Below are 15,319 nucleotides of genomic sequence, written 5' to 3'. Positions count from 1 at the left end.
CAGTGGTGCTGCTTCACATCATGACTACGCTCCTTGGGCTGTAAGGGCTCACAGGTAGCGAACGAACAGCCGGTGCTGGACTTCCAGCACGGGCCGGGTACCCAACGCCGACGCTCACTCGGCATCGATAACACGCGAGGACTACTGCAATGACTACTTCTTACAAGCGTCTGGACAAGGATAACGCCGCCGTTCTGTTGGTGGATCACCAGGCAGGCCTGCTGTCGCTGGTACGCGACATCGACCCCGATCGTTTCAAGAACAACGTGCTGGCCCTGGCCGACTTGGCCAAGTACTTCAAGCTGCCGACCATCCTGACCACCAGCTTTGAAACCGGCCCCAACGGTCCGCTGGTGCCCGAGCTCAAGGCACTGTTCCCGGATGCGCCGTACATTGCCCGTCCTGGCCAGATCAACGCCTGGGACAACGAAGACTTCGTCAAGGCAATCAAGGCCACTGGCAAGAAGCAACTGATCATCGCCGGTGTGGTGACTGAAGTCTGTGTGGCGTTCCCGGCTCTCTCGGCCCTGGCCGAAGGTTTTGAGGTGTTCGTGGTGACGGATGCGTCCGGTACCTTCAACGAATTGACCCGGCAATCGGCCTGGGATCGCATGTCGTCCTCAGGCGCCCAACTGATGACCTGGTTCGGCCTGGCCTGCGAGCTGCATCGCGACTGGCGCAACGATGTGGAAGGGCTGGGCACCTTGTTCTCCAACCACATCCCGGACTACCGCAACCTGATGACCAGCTACAACACCCTGACCAACAGCAAGTAACCTTGCCCGGGTGGCGTACCCCGATTCCGTACGCCATCCCTCACCCCCTGTAGGAGCAAGCTTGCTCCTACAGGTTTTTCTGCGGTCCCTTCTTTGCCTGCCCTCAATTGCTCCTACACTGTGCCCAATCCGTGCAGTCGTCACGGCATTGGCTTGGCTGGAGTGGTTCGATGCTGTCCTTTTTTACTGATCATCCGCTGATCTGCGCCTTGGCCCTGATTCTTCTCGACATGCTGTTGTGGCGGTTGCTCAGCGCCAGTAGCAGCTATTGGAAGCTGTTGGTGCGGGTGCTGATTTTTTCGCTGTTCAGCATGGTGCTGTTCAACGAAGGCCTGAACCCGCTGCAGACCGCGCCCTGGCCGGACAATGTGCCGTTGCACCTGGCGGCGACCGGCCTGCAGATCGGCTGGTGGCTGTTCGCTGCGAGAACCCTGACGGTGCTGATCGGCGCGCTGATGATGCAGCGCGTCGGGCATACCGGGCGATTGTTGCAGGACCTGCTCGGCGCGGTGATTTTCCTGATTGCGGTGATTGCCGCGCTGGCCTATGTCCTCGACCTGCCGGTCAAGGGGGTATTGGCCACCTCCGGGGCGGTGGCGATCATTGTCGGCCTGGCGCTGCAAAGTACCCTCAGTGATGTGTTCTCGGGGATCGTGCTCAACACCACCAAACCCTATCAACTCGATGACTGGATCTCCATCGACGGCATGGAAGGCCGGGTCATCGACATCGACTGGCGTGCCACGCGCCTGCAGACCTCCCAGGGCAGCATGGCGGTGATTCCCAACTCACTGGCGGCCAAGGCCAAGATCATCAACTTCAGCCGCCCGAGCGACATTTTCGGCATTGCGGTCAGCGTGCAGGTCAGCCCCCATGCCCGCCCGCAAACGGTGATCGAAGCATTGGAGCGGGCGATGCAGGGTTGCCGGCAATTGCTCGCGAAACCCGCCCCCAGCGTGGCATTGAAAAGTGCCAGCAGCAGCGGCGTGGAGTACGAGATCAGCGCTTTTGTCAGCTCCATGCTGCACAAGCGTGAAGCGCGCAATGCGCTGTTCGACCTAGCCTTCCGGCACTTGCAGGCCTCGGGTGTGAGCCTTTTGTCCAGCGCGGAAAACCAAGCACCAGAAGGCTACTCGCGGCCGCGGGCACTGCTGGAAAGCTCGAGCATATTCTCCACCCTGCGCCCGGACGAAAAAGACACCTTCAGCCAGAACATGCAGCTCGTAACCTTGCGTGCCGGCGAGATGATCCTGCCCGCGGGCGAGGTCAGCGATCATTTGTTCATCATCGAATCGGGCGTGGTCTCGGTGAGCCTCACTCGCGACGGCAGCCCGTTCGAAGCCGGGCGCATGGGGCCGGGGGAGGTGATCGGCGAAGCCGGCATCCTTTCCGATGCCTCGCTGCCGGCGGACTTTTCGGCCAAGACCTTCTGCACCCTGTACCGCATCGAGAAGGCCTACCTCAAACCCTGCCTCGACGCCCGCCATGACATCAGCGAAGCAATCCAAGCTTTGCTCGACTACCGCTTGCACAGCGCCCAGACCCTGAGCCAGGAAGTGCCCAATGTCGCGGTGAAAAAGGGCTTCTTACAGTGGCTGCGTCGCCGCGCATAGCCGGATGCGGCCCAAACGATACCCCCGTCCTGCTGACGGCCTTGTATTGATCGTTTTCACGTACTTGAAATAGTCCGAATAGCGTGCATGTTTATGAGGATTTCTACTATAGAACTGTCAGTTCTGTCAGTAGTAGGCTTTATCGACTTCACGTAACTTCTACTCTTGCTGTCTTTCTGAGCAGGAGACGTGGAAATGGCTGATGAAGAAGTCCAAAGATCGACGCGTCGCTTCTACAGCCTGGAGCGCCCTGAGTGGATGTTCAGGGCAGGTCTCGATAAAGGTATTCATCATGATCGAATAGACCTGGGGACAATACTTTTAGCAGGAACAAAGATACGGATTAGGCAAATTACCCCGACCTCGAATGTGGGGGTGACACTGAGCTTATTGAATAATGATCAAAAAACCGAAACCCACACCGAAATAAAAACGCAATGGCGCGAATTGATTGCGGGCGTTGCTTCGGTGCCTTTTGTTTCTACGCGCTACACGGCTCAGGCGGGAGAGTTACTTGAGATTGAAGTCGAGATTCTGGGGGGGGCGAAGTCCCTGCCGATTTATCGGCAAGGGCTAAACATTGATTTGTTTTTTTCTGATTGGGATTCTTGGAGTGCCGAGTACGCATTGTTCAGTTCTACCTATGCTAATGTCCTGATTCCGGCAAAGGATAAAGGCGTTGTCAAAGCATTGCATCAGGCAAGCGGGCTGCAAAATCTGACGAGCTACTATAATCGCGTTTTTGAGTACTTTAATTACCTTGCCGGGCTTTCATTTGAGCCGGCAGTGCCCACGGATAAGAATATTCCCAATCGTTATTTCATGAAGGCTGACAAGTCTGGTGGTGGTGCTGCCTACTATGGCGGAGGGTGGACCGCTGAAACTTCGGACTCGGTTGCTGCCTTCTGGCTGGATATACGGGCTGAAAATTGGGGGAGCCTGCATGAGATAAGTCATGGCTATCAAGGGGGGTTCTTCAGCGATGATGTTATTCAGGTGAGTGAGATTTGGAATAATATATTCTGTCAGTTGTATCAGGAGAAGTGGTTGGGGCAGGATGTTTACAAGGTAGGGTGGTTGTATGGTGCAGGTGAGAACGTACTTTATGCGGATGCTCGACGGGTATTTGATTTGGGGCTGAGTAGCGCAGGTGCTGCCGGCCACCTCATAATGTTCTTTTATATGCTCATATTGTGGAAGACTGGAGAGCGTGGCCTTGTCGAGTTCTATCAACGTTATCGCCGGATAAGCAACAGTGTCGGGTTTAAGGTCGCCGATTATCCAGCAATGGATTTGTTGAGCCATGTCTCTATTGATGTTGCAAATGTTGATGTGTCTGCATTCATGGATTATGTGAAGGTAGCGCTTACCGGACGTCAGGCGATGGCGAATGCCTATAGCAATGCCCTGCTGGTTTATCCGTTGTATCGACTAGTTCGACAGAGCGAACTCGCCCAGGCCCAGGCGTTGTTGGGGGTGAGAAGTCCATTGCATCTGGTCAGTGCTGATCAACTTGCGGTGACGGGGTTGACGGGCGGCATTACCTTCTCATTCGATGAAGACACCTACCCCATGATCGCCGGTAAGGTCCTGCTGATAAAAGATGCTATTGGCCAAGCCAGGATTATAAGGATTACCAGTAAATTGGTTCAGGCTGGGAGGTTACCCATTGGCGCCTACAGGTTGCAATTGCCCTGCGCAATGGACGGTGAATATCAGGGTGTCAATTGCTATGTGGCGAATCATAGTGATGAGACTCGCTTGAATTGTACTTATGTCAGGAAGTACGCAAGCGAACTCGCGGATCAACGGATATATTTAGGGGGGCTGTCCGGAGTTTTTTGTACACTGACTGTGGAGGTGTCGACAGGGCGCTTGCTGATTCAGTTGGTTCAAGAAGATCCACATGTGTACTTCGAAGATCAGGTCTACGCGCAGGTGTTGGTGAGAAATGCATCGGGCTTCCACGTTTTTGACCGACAAATACGGGGTAGAAACAACGTGCGGTTTCGGCATGAGCTCCCAATCGAACAGGGCTATACTATCGAAATCCTGCACAGGGAGCCCTCACGCTTGAAAGTGTCTAATAGTTCAGCTTCGCCCGTGATAGATGAAAGTGCGCAAATCAACCCAATGAAGGTGACGGCACAAGGGCTGGTTAATCCGATCCTGGGCACCTTGGCGAATATAAATCTGATTGAAGAAATGCAGCGAACTGCTGAGCTGCTTGAACGTTCACCTCACTGGGCTCTGCACGATGAGTTCCCTTTGAAACAGGACTTCAGGCGGGCAATCAATACCTTTTCCGGATCCATACGCGCTTATCTGTTCGAGCGTTTTCGCACCCTTGAATTCACCCCTCCCATCAATGGACGGGCCATCGCTGGCAACCGTATGAAATGGTCATTGCAGGGGAATGGCGCGAGAGGGCTTGGAGACATCACATTTGACCTCAATGAACGGACTGTGAGGTTGGCGTTCGCAGAGGCGGTCCCTCACGAATACTTTGCCTCGGTGTACATGTCAGTGGTGTTGAAGTCCAGTACGGGGGAGGTGCGCTATCTTCGAGAGTTTCGCGGAGATGCGTTAGCGAAAGCGCAAATTTCGGTATTACCGTTGAGCCTTGGCGATACCCTGAGTGTCATGCACAGGGAACCCACTCGCACTGGCATCGAGGTCAACAGTGACGGTCGGAAAATTCCGCTCGGTCTTGTGCAGCATGCAACTTATAGTGCACCAGGCATCCTGCAACTGAGCAGTTATTGGCCGGCTTCGATAGTGGAGGACAGCGAATAACGATAAGGCGATTCACTAAAAATCCACTGTCGTTGACGCTTCCACGGCATGTACTACAAAACGATATCCAGTGGCCCGGCCAGCAGCGACAAACCCAGGCGGCTAGCCCGCTGCCTGGTCATAGTCTGTTCGACACGGCGGCAAGCGCCGAATTGGCTTGCGCAACTGCGCAACTATTGGTCATTGGTGGTCGACCCAAGGGGGGCTAACGCGCCGGATGAAGATCAAGCGCAGTTTGGTGTCGCCAAGGTTCAGCTGCGTCAGGTTACGTTCGGCGCGCGTCTAGCGAATCCAGCCGCACAGGCAGCCGCCGTTATAAGTCGTCTCGCTCATTGCCAGTCTCCGTGATGGGGGTGTTCGTCAGGCAATCGGCGAGCAGAGTTCCACCAGCGTGCCGTCCGGGCAGCGCACGTAGGACACGGTTTGTCCCCAGGGTTTGTGCACCGGCACGGCGATTTCCCGGGCGCCGGCCTGCAATGCACGCGCATGGGCCGCCAGCACGTCGTCGGTGACCAGGGCCACTTCCATGCCCAATGGTTTGGCGCTGGCGTGGGCCGAGACGTGGCCAGCGCTGAAATTCATCCCGGCCAGTTCATCGGCGGCGAAGGCCAGGGCGGTCTCGCCGGTTTCCAGTTCGCCGTAGGTGCCCGACTCATGGATGAATCGTGTGGCCAGGCCGAAGGCCGAGGAGAAGAACTCGAGGGACGCGCGAACGTCGGGGACGTAGATGATCAGGTAGCCGAACTTCATCGGTGAACACTCCTTGTTGTCGTGCCGGTTGAAGCGCGAATCTAGCATGTTGCTCTGCGGGCCTGCGAGGTTCTTGCTGACGCCGTAGCGCTGCGGCAGGTCGCTGCCGGTATTTGCCGTTCTAGTGTGCAACTCCCGTTATCGGAAGTAGACGCCGGGTGTCGTGCCGGTCATGGCTTTGAAAAATGCGATGAACGCGCTGTCGCTGGTAAACCCCAACTCGAAGGCGCTGTAGCTGATGTTGCGACCGGTGGCGAGCAATTCGATGGCGCGCATCAGACGCCACTGTTGGCGCCATTGTTGATAGCCCATGCCCGTTTCCCGTTGGAATATCCGTCCAATGGTTTTGCTACTGGCACCCACTCTTGTGGCCAATACGTCTAACTGTGGCGGCAGGTCCTCGAGCGTGGTCAGCAAGGGCGCCAAACGATGATCCCAAGGCAGGGGCAATAGCATCGGCTGGAGGCTGGCCTCACGGATTTCACCCAGACACAATTGCAGCAGATGCATGAACTTGCCCTGTTGCCAGTCGGTATCGAACGGGGCCATGGCAATCGGTTCCAGCACCGCCTGCAGCAACGGGCTGACCTCGATCACGCAGACCTTGCGGGGTAACGATGCAGACAGCTGCGCAGTCAGGTAAACGGATCGGTAATCGACGCTGTGTTGCATGACTGCGCGATGGCTGACCCTTGGCGGGATCCATGCCGCGCGCGATGGGGGCAACAGGCACAACTGTCCGGCCAGGGTGATCCGGGTGCAGCCCTGGCGGGTGAACAACAACTGCCCGCGTTCGTGCTCATGCAGGCCTGAGTCATGGTTGCCCAGGCAGGCTGCAATGCCAATGACCTCGGCGGGATATACGTCCGGGTCGAAAGATGCCTGGGCTTCAAGCCATGCCATACATTGTCCGATCTTAGTGGTTTTTTGTCCTGATCAAGATAATACGTCAACAACGCTACTTTAAAATCACCACCATTCCTTTAGGTGAGTGAGCCGTCATGGACACCAGTAATTTGCTACGCCTGGCCATTGCCCTGTTGATGTTTGGGCAGGTCGCACAAACCCTCTACAGTCCGGCGTTAACCGATATCGGCCAAGTATTTCGGGTGACGCCTGCCGTCGCCGCCCAACTTCTATCAGTGTACTTTCTGGCATTCGCCGCCGGCGTGGTGGTGTGGGGGCGAGCCTGTGACCAGATCGGTCGACGACCCACGATGCTCGCGGGCCTGGCAGTGTATGCCGTCGCCTCGATCATGGCCCTGGTGGCCAACACCTTCAGTGTTCTGCTGGCGGTGCAAGCACTGGCAGCCTTCGGTGCTGCGGTTGGTTCGGTGGGGACACAAACAGTGTTGCGGGACCTTTTCGAGGGGGCGGCGTTGGCGCGCGTGTTCTCCCTGGTTGGCATGGCCCTGGCAATCAGTCCGGCGCTGGGTCTCTTTGCCGGTATGACGCTGGTTAGCGAATTTGGCTATCGAGGTGTGCAGGTTTGTCTTTTGGTGTTGGCATTGGCCCTGGTCGCCTGGTGTGCCTGGACTTTGCCCGAGACGCGACCTGAGCGCCGTTGCGCACCCCCCCTGTTCGCAACCTTGTGGCTGATGCTCAAGGACATCGCGATCTGGCGTTCAGCATTGTTGGTGGCGGTATTCAACATTGCGCTTTTCAGCTACTACAGCCTCGCGCCCTTCGAGTTTCAACGCCTGGGACTGAGTCCGGAACTGTTTGGCTATAGCGGAGTGATTCTTGCCCTTGGATCGGGACTGGGGGCGGTGTTGAACACGCAGTTGCTCAAACGCTCAGTTGAGGGACCACGCCTGATCGCGATGGCTGGGATGGTGGCGTTGCTGGGGGCTATAGGGGTACAAGGACTGCACGCCAGTGTCTGGTTCCTAGCGCCGATGTTGTTGGTGGTTATGGCGTTTGGCATGGCGATCCCCAATATCCTGGGTTCAGCACTGGCGGCTTATCGCGATCGCTTGGGGACTGCCGGCGCCTTGTTTGGCTTGATGTATTACATGTTGATAGGCAGTGGCCTGATGCTCGCGGGTTGGAGTCAGAACCTGGGCGGCATGCTGCTGGCCTGCGCTGGGGTGGCGGTACTGTTGAGCTGGCAGGCCCAGCCGCTTGACCTGATCTACGACCGATAGCAGCTGTTTTTACTGGTTCGTGGGGGGATAGAAGCTGGAAGCGCGCGAATGATCGTGATTGTCATATTTGCCGTAGACCTGGCTGGCAAGCACCGTGAAATCCTCCCCCCCGACCCTCCACAAAAAACGCTGTGGCTTTAAAACTCAAGATTTGAGCCAGACTTGCCGATGCAGTCCTTAACCCCCTAAGGAGTGTTGACCATGAACGGCAAGCAGCTATTGCTCGGAATCAGTTTGTACGCTGTATTCAATGGCTCGTGTGTGGCGGCCAGCGCGCCTTTGCAGGGCGTTATCCACTTTCAGGGTGCGATTGTCGAACCCGCCTGCACCTCGAGCACGGGCGCGGGTGCCGTAGTGGCGTTGACGGGGTGCCCGGCGCAGAGCCGGGGTGCGACTATCGAGGCACGACGGGTGATGCCGGTGAGTCATGTCACGGCGCGTGACGCTTCGGCGGTCAAGGCCAAGTTGCTGTCCGATACTGGGCGGGACAGTCGGTATTTCGATCAGCAGTATCAGTTAGTGGACGAAACCGGCAAGCCGCTACGCTCGGGCAATTACCTGATCACCCTGATCATGCCTTGAGAGCGGGTACAACGAATGCAGGCAAGGGTTGAGAGGATGAGTGGTCTGGGCGGTGCATTGCCGGCATTAATAGGAAGCATTACTATTCACGCCCTCGCCACCACAGCACGCCGTGATGACCCCCAAGCTGCCCCGCAGACCCGGATTTTTCGAGCACTACGAAGAGTTGGTCGGAACCTGGACGCGCCGGTTGAGAAATCGCCAGCAAGCCGAGGACCTGGCCCACGACACCTTCGTGCGGGTGCTGGAATCCGACTCGAGCCAGGTGCAGCAGCCGCGGGCCTATTTGCACCAGACTGCGCGCAACATCGCGGTGGATGGTTATCGGCGTGAGGACCGGCGGGGCGCCATGGAGTCCGAGGCGCTTGATCCTCGTGGGTCGTCGAGCGATGACCCGGAGCACTACATGCACGCGATCCAGCTGGCAGACTGCATCGAGCGGGCGCTGTCCGAGTTGCCCGCCAACTGTCGCAAGGTGTTCATCTGGCAAAAGCTCGAAGGGCTGACCCAGGCGGAAATCGCCGAACGCCTGGGACTGTCTAAAAACATGGTGGAAAAGTATATGATCCGCACCCTGCGGCATCTACGTGAGCGCCTCGACGGGGCTGCGCCATGAACAGCCAGCCATTTCCAGCCACCGCCCGACAGGACCTTGCATGATGGATAACCATGATTGCGCGTGCGGACAGACCACGGTTCGCGACGAGGCGGCGCTGTGGTTTTCCCGTGTGCAGGATGCACCGCTGAACCCAGGCGACCAGCAACGGTTCAACGCCTGGCTGGCGCAACACCCGCAGCACCGCGACGAATATCAACTGCTGCAAGGCCTGTGGCGTGCCACCGAGCTGGTGCCCAAGGCGCGCTTGCAAGCCCTGTGCGCAACCCCACCCACGCAGCTCAAGCGCCGACCACTGCTGCAGTATGCGGTGGCAGCCAGTGTGCTGGTGGTGGCGGTGGGTTTCGGCCTGTTCAATGGCCTGGGTGGTCCGGCCAGTTACCGTGCAGAGTTTTCCACCGTCTTGGGCGAGCGACGCCAGGTGAGCTTGCCGGACGGCTCGCTGATCGAGCTGAACAGTCGCAGCCAGGTCCGGGTGAATTTCCAGGGCGACCAGCGGGGCATCGAACTGACCCAGGGCGAGGCCATGTTCAACGTCGCGCACGACAGCAGCCGGCCCTTTGTGGTGGCGGCGGGCCCGGGCCAGGTGACGGTGACCGGCACTCGCTTTGATGTACGCCGCGACGCTCAGGAAACGCGGGTGGTGGTGGAGCAGGGCAGGGTCAAGGTGCAGGGGCACGACAGTGAATTCGTCAACCTCACGGCGGGACTGGCAACCCGGGTTGACGCTCAGGGTCGGGTCGCCCCGGCCCGGGCGGTCGATGCCCAGGCGCTGACCGCCTGGCGCAGCGGCAAGCTGGTGTTCAACGATGCCAGCCTCAGTGAAGTAGCAGCAGAAGTCTCGCGCTATCGGCAGCGGCCGTTGACCGTGGGCAGCGCAACGGTGGGCAATCTACGCCTGAGCAGCGTGTTCAAGACTGACAACACCGAAGCCTTGCTCAAGGCCTTGCCGAGCATCCTGCCGGTGGCGATCCGGACCCGCGATGACGGCAGCCAGGAAATAATTGCGCGATAGATTCAGGTTTTTTTCGAGTTCTTCGTCTTCTTGTCCAACTGCAACTGGTTTGCATTAACAGCCGCACTTATTTGCGATCAACAGGACAAGGTTCGACGTGAAAAACCCCCGCGCGAAAAACAACAAACCCGCCACGCTTTCTTCCCGTTGGCTGCCCCTGGCGCTGGCACTGGCCGTCAATGCGGGCCTGCCGCTGGCATATGCCGAGGCGGCTGGCGGCAATATCCAGATTCAAGCGCAGCCCTTGGGGACGGCCCTGAGCCAACTGGGTCAGCAGACCTCCCTGCAGGTGTTTTTCGATCCGCAACTGGTGGCCGGCAAGCAGGCGCCGGCGGTGGACGGCAACTTGTCGCCGGAGCAAGCCTTGCGCCAGTTGCTGCAGGGCAGCGGCCTGGAGTATTCGATCGACCAGGGTTCGGTGACCCTGAGCCCGGCCGCCACTTCGACATCCGCAGCGGGTCCGCTGGAACTGGGGGTGACCGACATCACCGTGGTCGGCGACTGGCTGGCTGACGCCAATGCGGCGGTGGTGCAGAACCACCCCGGTGCGCGCACGGTGATCCGTCGCGAGGCCATGGTCGAGCAGGGCGCGATGACCGTCGGCGACGTGCTCAAGCGTGTACCCGGGGTGCAGGTCCAGGACGCCAACGGCACGGGCGGCAGTGACATCTCCCTGAACGTCGGTGTGCGTGGCCTGACCTCGCGCCTGTCACCGCGCTCCACGGTGTTGATCGACGGTGTCCCGGCCGCCTTCGCCCCTTACGGCCAGCCGCAGCTGTCGATGGCGCCGATCTCCTCCGGCAACCTCGACAGCATCGACGTGGTACGGGGCGCAGGGTCGGTTCGTTATGGCCCGCAGAACGTCGGCGGGGTGATCAACTTCGTCACCCGGGCCATCCCGGAGAAAGCCACCGGGGAAATCGGCAGCACCCTGGAAACCTCCCAGCGCGGTGGCTGGAAGCACATCGACACAGCGTTTCTCGGCGGCACCGCGGACAACGGCATGGGCGTGGCACTGTTGTACTCCGGGGTCAACGGCAACGGCTATCGGCAGAGCAATAACGACAACGACATCGACGACGTGATCCTCAAGACTCACTGGGCGCCTACCGATGTTGACGATTTTTCGCTGAACTTCCACTACTACGACGCCAAGGCTGACATGCCCGGCGGGCTGACCCAGCAACAGTACGACGAAGATCCCTACCAGTCGGTGCGCGACCACGACAACTTCGCCGGTCGGCGCAAGGACGTGTCCTTCAAGTGGGCGCGGCTGATCGGCGATCGTACCCAGGCCGAAGTGCTGACCTACTACTCCGACAGTTTTCGCGGCAGCACCATCGCCGCCCGCGACCAGAAAACCCTGAGTTCCTACCCGCGCACCTACTACACCTTCGGCATCGAGCCACGGGTGTCCCATGTGTTCGATGTCGGTCCGACTTCCCAGGAAGTCAGCGTCGGTTATCGCTACCTCAAGGAGGGCATGCACGAACAGGCCAGCCGCCTGGCGCTGGTGAACAACCAGCCGGTGCAGACCCCGACCTCCGACGGCCACGTGTACCAGGACCGCACCGGCGGCACCGAAGCCAACGCGTTCTACGTCGACAACAAAATTGATGTCGGCAACTGGACCGTGACCCCGGGCATTCGTTTTGAGGACATCCGCACCGAGTGGCACGACCGCCCGGTGCTCGATACGTCGGGCAAACCGGTGCAGGAGAAACGCCGCAGCATCGACAGCCATGAACCGCTGCCGGCCTTGAGTGTGATGTATCACCTGTCCGATGCCTGGAAGCTGTTCGCCAACTACGAAACCTCGTTCGGCGCCTTGCAGTATTTCCAGCTGGGCCAGGGCGGTTCGGGGGACGAGACCGCCAGCGGCCTCAACCCGGAAAAGGCCAAGACCTACGAAATCGGTACGCGCTACAACGATGATGTGTGGGGCGCTGAAGTGACGCTGTTCTACATCGACTTCGACGAAGAGCTGCAATACATCAGCAACGATGCCGGCTGGACCAACCTGGGCGCCACCACCCACCAGGGCATTGAAGCCTCGGTGCACTACGACATGGCCGCGCTCGACCCACGGCTCGATGGCCTGACCGCCAATGCCGGGGTCACCTACACCCGCGCTGTGTATGAAGGCGAGATCCCCGGCTTCAAGGGCCGTGACCTGCCGTTCTACTCCCGTCAGGTAGCCACCGTCGGCCTGCGTTACGACGTCAACCGCTGGACCTACAACGTCGATGCGTTTGCCCAGTCCAAGCAGCACTCACCGGGCACGGCGGTGAATGCCGATGGCAGTTTCAGCGGCGACTACATCACCGAAGGCACTGCCGACGGACAGTACGGCGACATCCCGGGTTATGTGACCTGGAACGTGCGTGGCGGCTATGACTTTGGCGCGCAACTGTCGAACCTGAAGCTCGGCGCTGGGGTGAAAAACCTCTTCGACAAGCAGTACTTCACCCGCTCCAGCGACAACAATGCGGGGATGTACGTGGGTGCGCCAAGGACCTTCTTCGTCCAGGCCAGCGTTGGTTTCTGATAGGCCGCAGTGCTTTCATCGCGAGCAGGCTCGCTCCCACAAACGAGCCAGCTCGCGATGCTGTCACACCTTCAACACTTTCCCGCCAATGGCCACTGCCACCAGCAACAGCGCCATCAAGCCAAAGGCAAAACTCAGGCTGCTGGCGTGGGCGACAAAACCGATCACTGCGGGCCCGGCGAGAATGCCGGCATAACCCAGGGTGGTGATAGCCGGCACGGCAATGCTTTCGGGCATCACCGTCTGTTTGCCGACCGCGGTGTACAGCACCGGCACGATGTTCGAACAGCCCACGCCCAGTAGCGCATAGCCCACCAGGGCCGCTTCCCAGCTCGGGGCAAAGGTCGCCAGGAACAAGCCCGCGGCGGCGGTCAGGCCACCGAACACGATCACCCGGGTAGCGCCCAGTCGGCGGACAATCCGGTCGCCGGTCAGGCGTCCGATGGTCATGGTCAGGGCGAACGCCGCATACCCCAATCCCGCATACGCCGTGTCGATCCCACGCTCCTGGGCGAGGAATACCGCGCTCCAGTCCAGTGCCGCGCCTTCAGCGAGGAACACGATGAAGCACATGCCACCGATGAACAGCACGATCCCGTGGGGCACCGCAAACGCCGGCCCGGTGCTTTCGCTGCCGTAGGTCAGCAGATGGGGCGCGGCCTTGAACAGGGCCGCCAGCAGCATCAGGATCACCACGGCCATCGCCCCCAGCGGAGAAATGCCCAGGCCCAGCAGGGCGCTGACCCCCGCCGCGCCGACAATCCCACCGAGGCTGAACATGCCATGAAAACCCGACATCATGGTCTTGCCGCTGGCGCGCTCGACAATCACCGCCTGCAGGTTGGTCGTCGAGTCCACCGTACCCAGACCGGCACCGAACAGGAACAGCGCGCCAATCAGCAGGGGCACCGTGGACACCGTCGCCAGCAACGGCAGCGCCAGGCAGATCAGCAGCGTGCCGCCGGTCAGCACGCGCCGACAGCCGAAGCGCGTCGCCAGCACGCCGGCCAGCGGCATCGCCAGGATCGAGCCGACCCCCAGGCTCAGTAGCAGCAGGCCGAGGGTGCCTTCATCCAGCCCGGCCCGTGCCTTGGCGTAGGGCACCAGCGGCGCCCACGCGGCAATGCCAAAGCCGGCGATGAAGAATGCGATGCGGGTCGACATCTGCTCGAGGCGCCCAGGGATTACCTGGGCGGGTGACGTGATGGCGGTCATGGAAAATCCTTGGTCTTTCAATGGAAGCGACAAACAGGGGCACATCCTTGCACATCAGTGACCGTCAGACGACCTCGGGGTTCGTCACCAGGCGGTTCGTTGATCCGAGGAAATCGCCTACAGTGGGCAATCACTCCAGACTCAACCCAGGATCTGTTCATGACCTCGTTGTTTGATGCACGCGGGAACATCTATGCGGTGGTCAGCCCCCAGCAATTGCGCGAACTGGGGATCGACCTGCCTGACACCGCCGCCGAGGCGGCGCAACAACGAATGGCCTGGACTTCACGGGCGATCCTGGCCTGCTGCAGTTGGGCGCCGGGCACGCGGCCAGACGGGGCCAAGGCCCATCGCAGCGATGGTTTGCTGGTCGGCCCATTTCAACAGGCCGCGCCCTTTGACCTGTTGATCGTCAACACCGACGGGACCCTGGCCGAGCGCAGCGGCAATGGCTTGACCATCTTCGCCCAGGCGCTGACCGAGCAGGGCTTGATGCTGGCCGAGGGCTGCAGTCTGCTCAAGGTCCATCATGACCAGGGCAACGCCCGGTCGCCCGTGCAAACCTCGGTACACGCGGCCGAAGTCGAGGCTGTGCAAGGGTTTTGGCTGGACCTGGGCAAGCCTCAGTTCGGCCCGCCGGCGGTGGCGGCTCAGGGAGTGTCAGCGGCGCAGTTGAATCAGCGACCACTGAGCCATGTGCCGCAGCTGGCCCGGGTCAATCCTCAGTGGCAACACAGTCAATTCGTGCGCATCGGCAACCCCCATTGCGTGACGTTGGTGACCCAGGCGGACGGGCTGCCGAGCAACCTGCAGATGGCCGCTCCCGGCCTGGCGGACGACCTGACTCGCATTGCATTCGCCCCACCCAGCGGCGGGGGGCAGCCCTGTGCCGCCGGGGTCAATCTGCAATGGGCAATGCGCGAATCGGCCAACCGCCTCAGTGCCCGGGTGTTCGAACGCGGCGAAGGCCCGACCGCGTCCTCGGGCACCAGCGCCAGCGCGGTAGCCTGTGCCGCGTGGAGTGTCGGCTGGGTGACCGCGGGCAGGGTAGCGGTGGTGATGCCCGGCGGCACGGCCCCAGTGTTGCTCGAAGAGCAGGACGGTGAGTTGAACCGGGTCAGCTTGTTCGGGACGGCGCGCTTGCTGCGTTGAACTCAAATCCGCCATCGCGAGCAAGCTCGCACAAGGGTTAAGGCTGCCCACAAATCCTGCATACACCCAGCAAACCTTTGTAGGAGCGAGCCTGCTCGCGAAGAACCTG

General features: G+C 59.9%; 12 protein-coding genes. 9 read left to right on the top strand and 3 right to left on the bottom strand.

Translation table 11 applies throughout. The features are described from left to right. Nucleotides 1-149 precede the first annotated feature (149 nt). The 3 genes from ycaC to ACIOVD_RS06265 all read left to right on the top strand — a co-directional run bounded on the left by ycaC (nucleotide 150) and on the right by ACIOVD_RS06265 (nucleotide 5,185). Nucleotides 150-776: an isochorismate family cysteine hydrolase YcaC gene (gene ycaC, locus ACIOVD_RS06275; protein ID WP_095167725.1), complete on the top strand. Its 627-nt coding sequence runs from the start codon at nucleotides 150-152 to the stop codon at nucleotides 774-776. Nucleotides 777-946: 170 nt separating this feature from the next. Continuing rightward, nucleotides 947-2,389 carry a mechanosensitive ion channel domain-containing protein gene (locus tag ACIOVD_RS06270; protein WP_401126673.1) on the top strand — a complete coding sequence of 481 codons (1,443 nt, stop codon included), beginning with the start codon at nucleotides 947-949 and terminating at the stop codon, nucleotides 2,387-2,389. 195 nt (nucleotides 2,390-2,584) lie between these two features. Then, nucleotides 2,585-5,185, top strand: coding sequence for a putative mucin/carbohydrate-binding domain-containing protein (locus tag ACIOVD_RS06265; protein ID WP_401126671.1), 2,601 nt, complete (start codon nucleotides 2,585-2,587; stop codon nucleotides 5,183-5,185). 360 nt (nucleotides 5,186-5,545) lie between these two features. Here the strand turns inward: ACIOVD_RS06265 and ACIOVD_RS06260 are convergent, their stop codons facing one another. Both ACIOVD_RS06260 and ACIOVD_RS06255 read right to left on the bottom strand, forming a co-directional pair. Beyond that, nucleotides 5,546-5,935 (bottom strand): VOC family protein, encoded by a 390-nt coding sequence (locus tag ACIOVD_RS06260; protein ID WP_159998756.1) that lies wholly within the window; start codon nucleotides 5,933-5,935, stop codon nucleotides 5,546-5,548. Nucleotides 5,936-6,073: 138 nt separating this feature from the next. Then, on the bottom strand, nucleotides 6,074-6,838 hold the full coding sequence (locus tag ACIOVD_RS06255) for an AraC family transcriptional regulator (RefSeq protein ID WP_401126669.1): 765 nt from the start codon (nucleotides 6,836-6,838) through the stop codon (nucleotides 6,074-6,076). A gap of 98 nt (nucleotides 6,839-6,936) precedes the next feature. Here ACIOVD_RS06255 and ACIOVD_RS06250 point away from each other — a divergent pair, with 98 nt between their 5' ends. The 5 genes from ACIOVD_RS06250 (at nucleotide 6,937) to ACIOVD_RS06230 (ending at nucleotide 12,843) form a co-directional block, all read left to right on the top strand. Then, complete coding sequence (locus ACIOVD_RS06250) at nucleotides 6,937-8,082, top strand: MFS transporter (protein ID WP_401126667.1); 1,146 nt, start codon at nucleotides 6,937-6,939, stop codon at nucleotides 8,080-8,082. Between the two features lie 201 nt (nucleotides 8,083-8,283). After that, the gene (locus ACIOVD_RS06245; RefSeq protein ID WP_159994551.1) at nucleotides 8,284-8,664 is read left to right on the top strand and encodes a type 1 fimbrial protein; all 381 of its coding nucleotides are present in this window, start codon (nucleotides 8,284-8,286) and stop codon (nucleotides 8,662-8,664) included. Nucleotides 8,665-8,779: 115 nt separating this feature from the next. Continuing rightward, complete coding sequence (locus tag ACIOVD_RS06240; protein WP_095167737.1) at nucleotides 8,780-9,280, top strand: sigma-70 family RNA polymerase sigma factor; 501 nt, start codon at nucleotides 8,780-8,782, stop codon at nucleotides 9,278-9,280. 40 nt (nucleotides 9,281-9,320) lie between these two features. Then, a complete protein-coding gene (locus ACIOVD_RS06235; RefSeq protein WP_401126664.1) occupies nucleotides 9,321-10,295 on the top strand; it encodes a FecR family protein in 975 nt (324 codons plus the stop codon). A 97-nt stretch (nucleotides 10,296-10,392) separates the two neighbouring features. After that, nucleotides 10,393-12,843, top strand: coding sequence for a TonB-dependent siderophore receptor (locus ACIOVD_RS06230; protein ID WP_401126662.1), 2,451 nt, complete (start codon nucleotides 10,393-10,395; stop codon nucleotides 12,841-12,843). Between the two features lie 63 nt (nucleotides 12,844-12,906). Here ACIOVD_RS06230 and ACIOVD_RS06225 read toward each other — a convergent pair whose 3' ends face one another. After that, complete coding sequence (locus ACIOVD_RS06225; RefSeq protein ID WP_159994557.1) at nucleotides 12,907-14,058, bottom strand: MFS transporter; 1,152 nt, start codon at nucleotides 14,056-14,058, stop codon at nucleotides 12,907-12,909. A gap of 159 nt (nucleotides 14,059-14,217) precedes the next feature. Between ACIOVD_RS06225 and ACIOVD_RS06220 the strand changes: the two genes are divergently transcribed. Next, the gene (locus tag ACIOVD_RS06220; RefSeq protein ID WP_401126660.1) at nucleotides 14,218-15,210 is read left to right on the top strand and encodes a diaminopimelate epimerase; all 993 of its coding nucleotides are present in this window, start codon (nucleotides 14,218-14,220) and stop codon (nucleotides 15,208-15,210) included. The last annotated feature ends 109 nt before the right edge of the window (nucleotides 15,211-15,319 follow it).

The organism is Pseudomonas sp. NPDC087626 (genome assembly GCF_044743405.1).
GTDB lineage: Bacteria > Pseudomonadota > Gammaproteobacteria > Pseudomonadales > Pseudomonadaceae > Aquipseudomonas.
This window is presented reverse-complemented; position numbering and strand designations above follow the sequence as displayed.

Excerpts from the sequence above, each read along its gene's own strand:
- ycaC (WP_095167725.1), top strand. The coding sequence starts at position 150 with ATGACTACTTCTTACAAGCGTCTGGACAAGGATAACGCCGCCGTTCTG.
- ACIOVD_RS06270 (WP_401126673.1), top strand. The coding sequence starts at position 947 with ATGCTGTCCTTTTTTACTGATCATCCGCTGATCTGCGCCTTGGCCCTG.
- ACIOVD_RS06265 (WP_401126671.1), top strand. The coding sequence starts at position 2,585 with ATGGCTGATGAAGAAGTCCAAAGATCGACGCGTCGCTTCTACAGCCTG.
- ACIOVD_RS06260 (WP_159998756.1), bottom strand. The coding sequence starts at position 5,935 with ATGAAGTTCGGCTACCTGATCATCTACGTCCCCGACGTTCGCGCGTCC.
- ACIOVD_RS06255 (WP_401126669.1), bottom strand. The coding sequence starts at position 6,838 with ATGGCATGGCTTGAAGCCCAGGCATCTTTCGACCCGGACGTATATCCC.
- ACIOVD_RS06250 (WP_401126667.1), top strand. The coding sequence starts at position 6,937 with ATGGACACCAGTAATTTGCTACGCCTGGCCATTGCCCTGTTGATGTTT.
- ACIOVD_RS06245 (WP_159994551.1), top strand. The coding sequence starts at position 8,284 with ATGAACGGCAAGCAGCTATTGCTCGGAATCAGTTTGTACGCTGTATTC.
- ACIOVD_RS06240 (WP_095167737.1), top strand. The coding sequence starts at position 8,780 with ATGACCCCCAAGCTGCCCCGCAGACCCGGATTTTTCGAGCACTACGAA.
- ACIOVD_RS06235 (WP_401126664.1), top strand. The coding sequence starts at position 9,321 with ATGATGGATAACCATGATTGCGCGTGCGGACAGACCACGGTTCGCGAC.
- ACIOVD_RS06225 (WP_159994557.1), bottom strand. The coding sequence starts at position 14,058 with ATGACCGCCATCACGTCACCCGCCCAGGTAATCCCTGGGCGCCTCGAG.
- ACIOVD_RS06220 (WP_401126660.1), top strand. The coding sequence starts at position 14,218 with ATGACCTCGTTGTTTGATGCACGCGGGAACATCTATGCGGTGGTCAGC.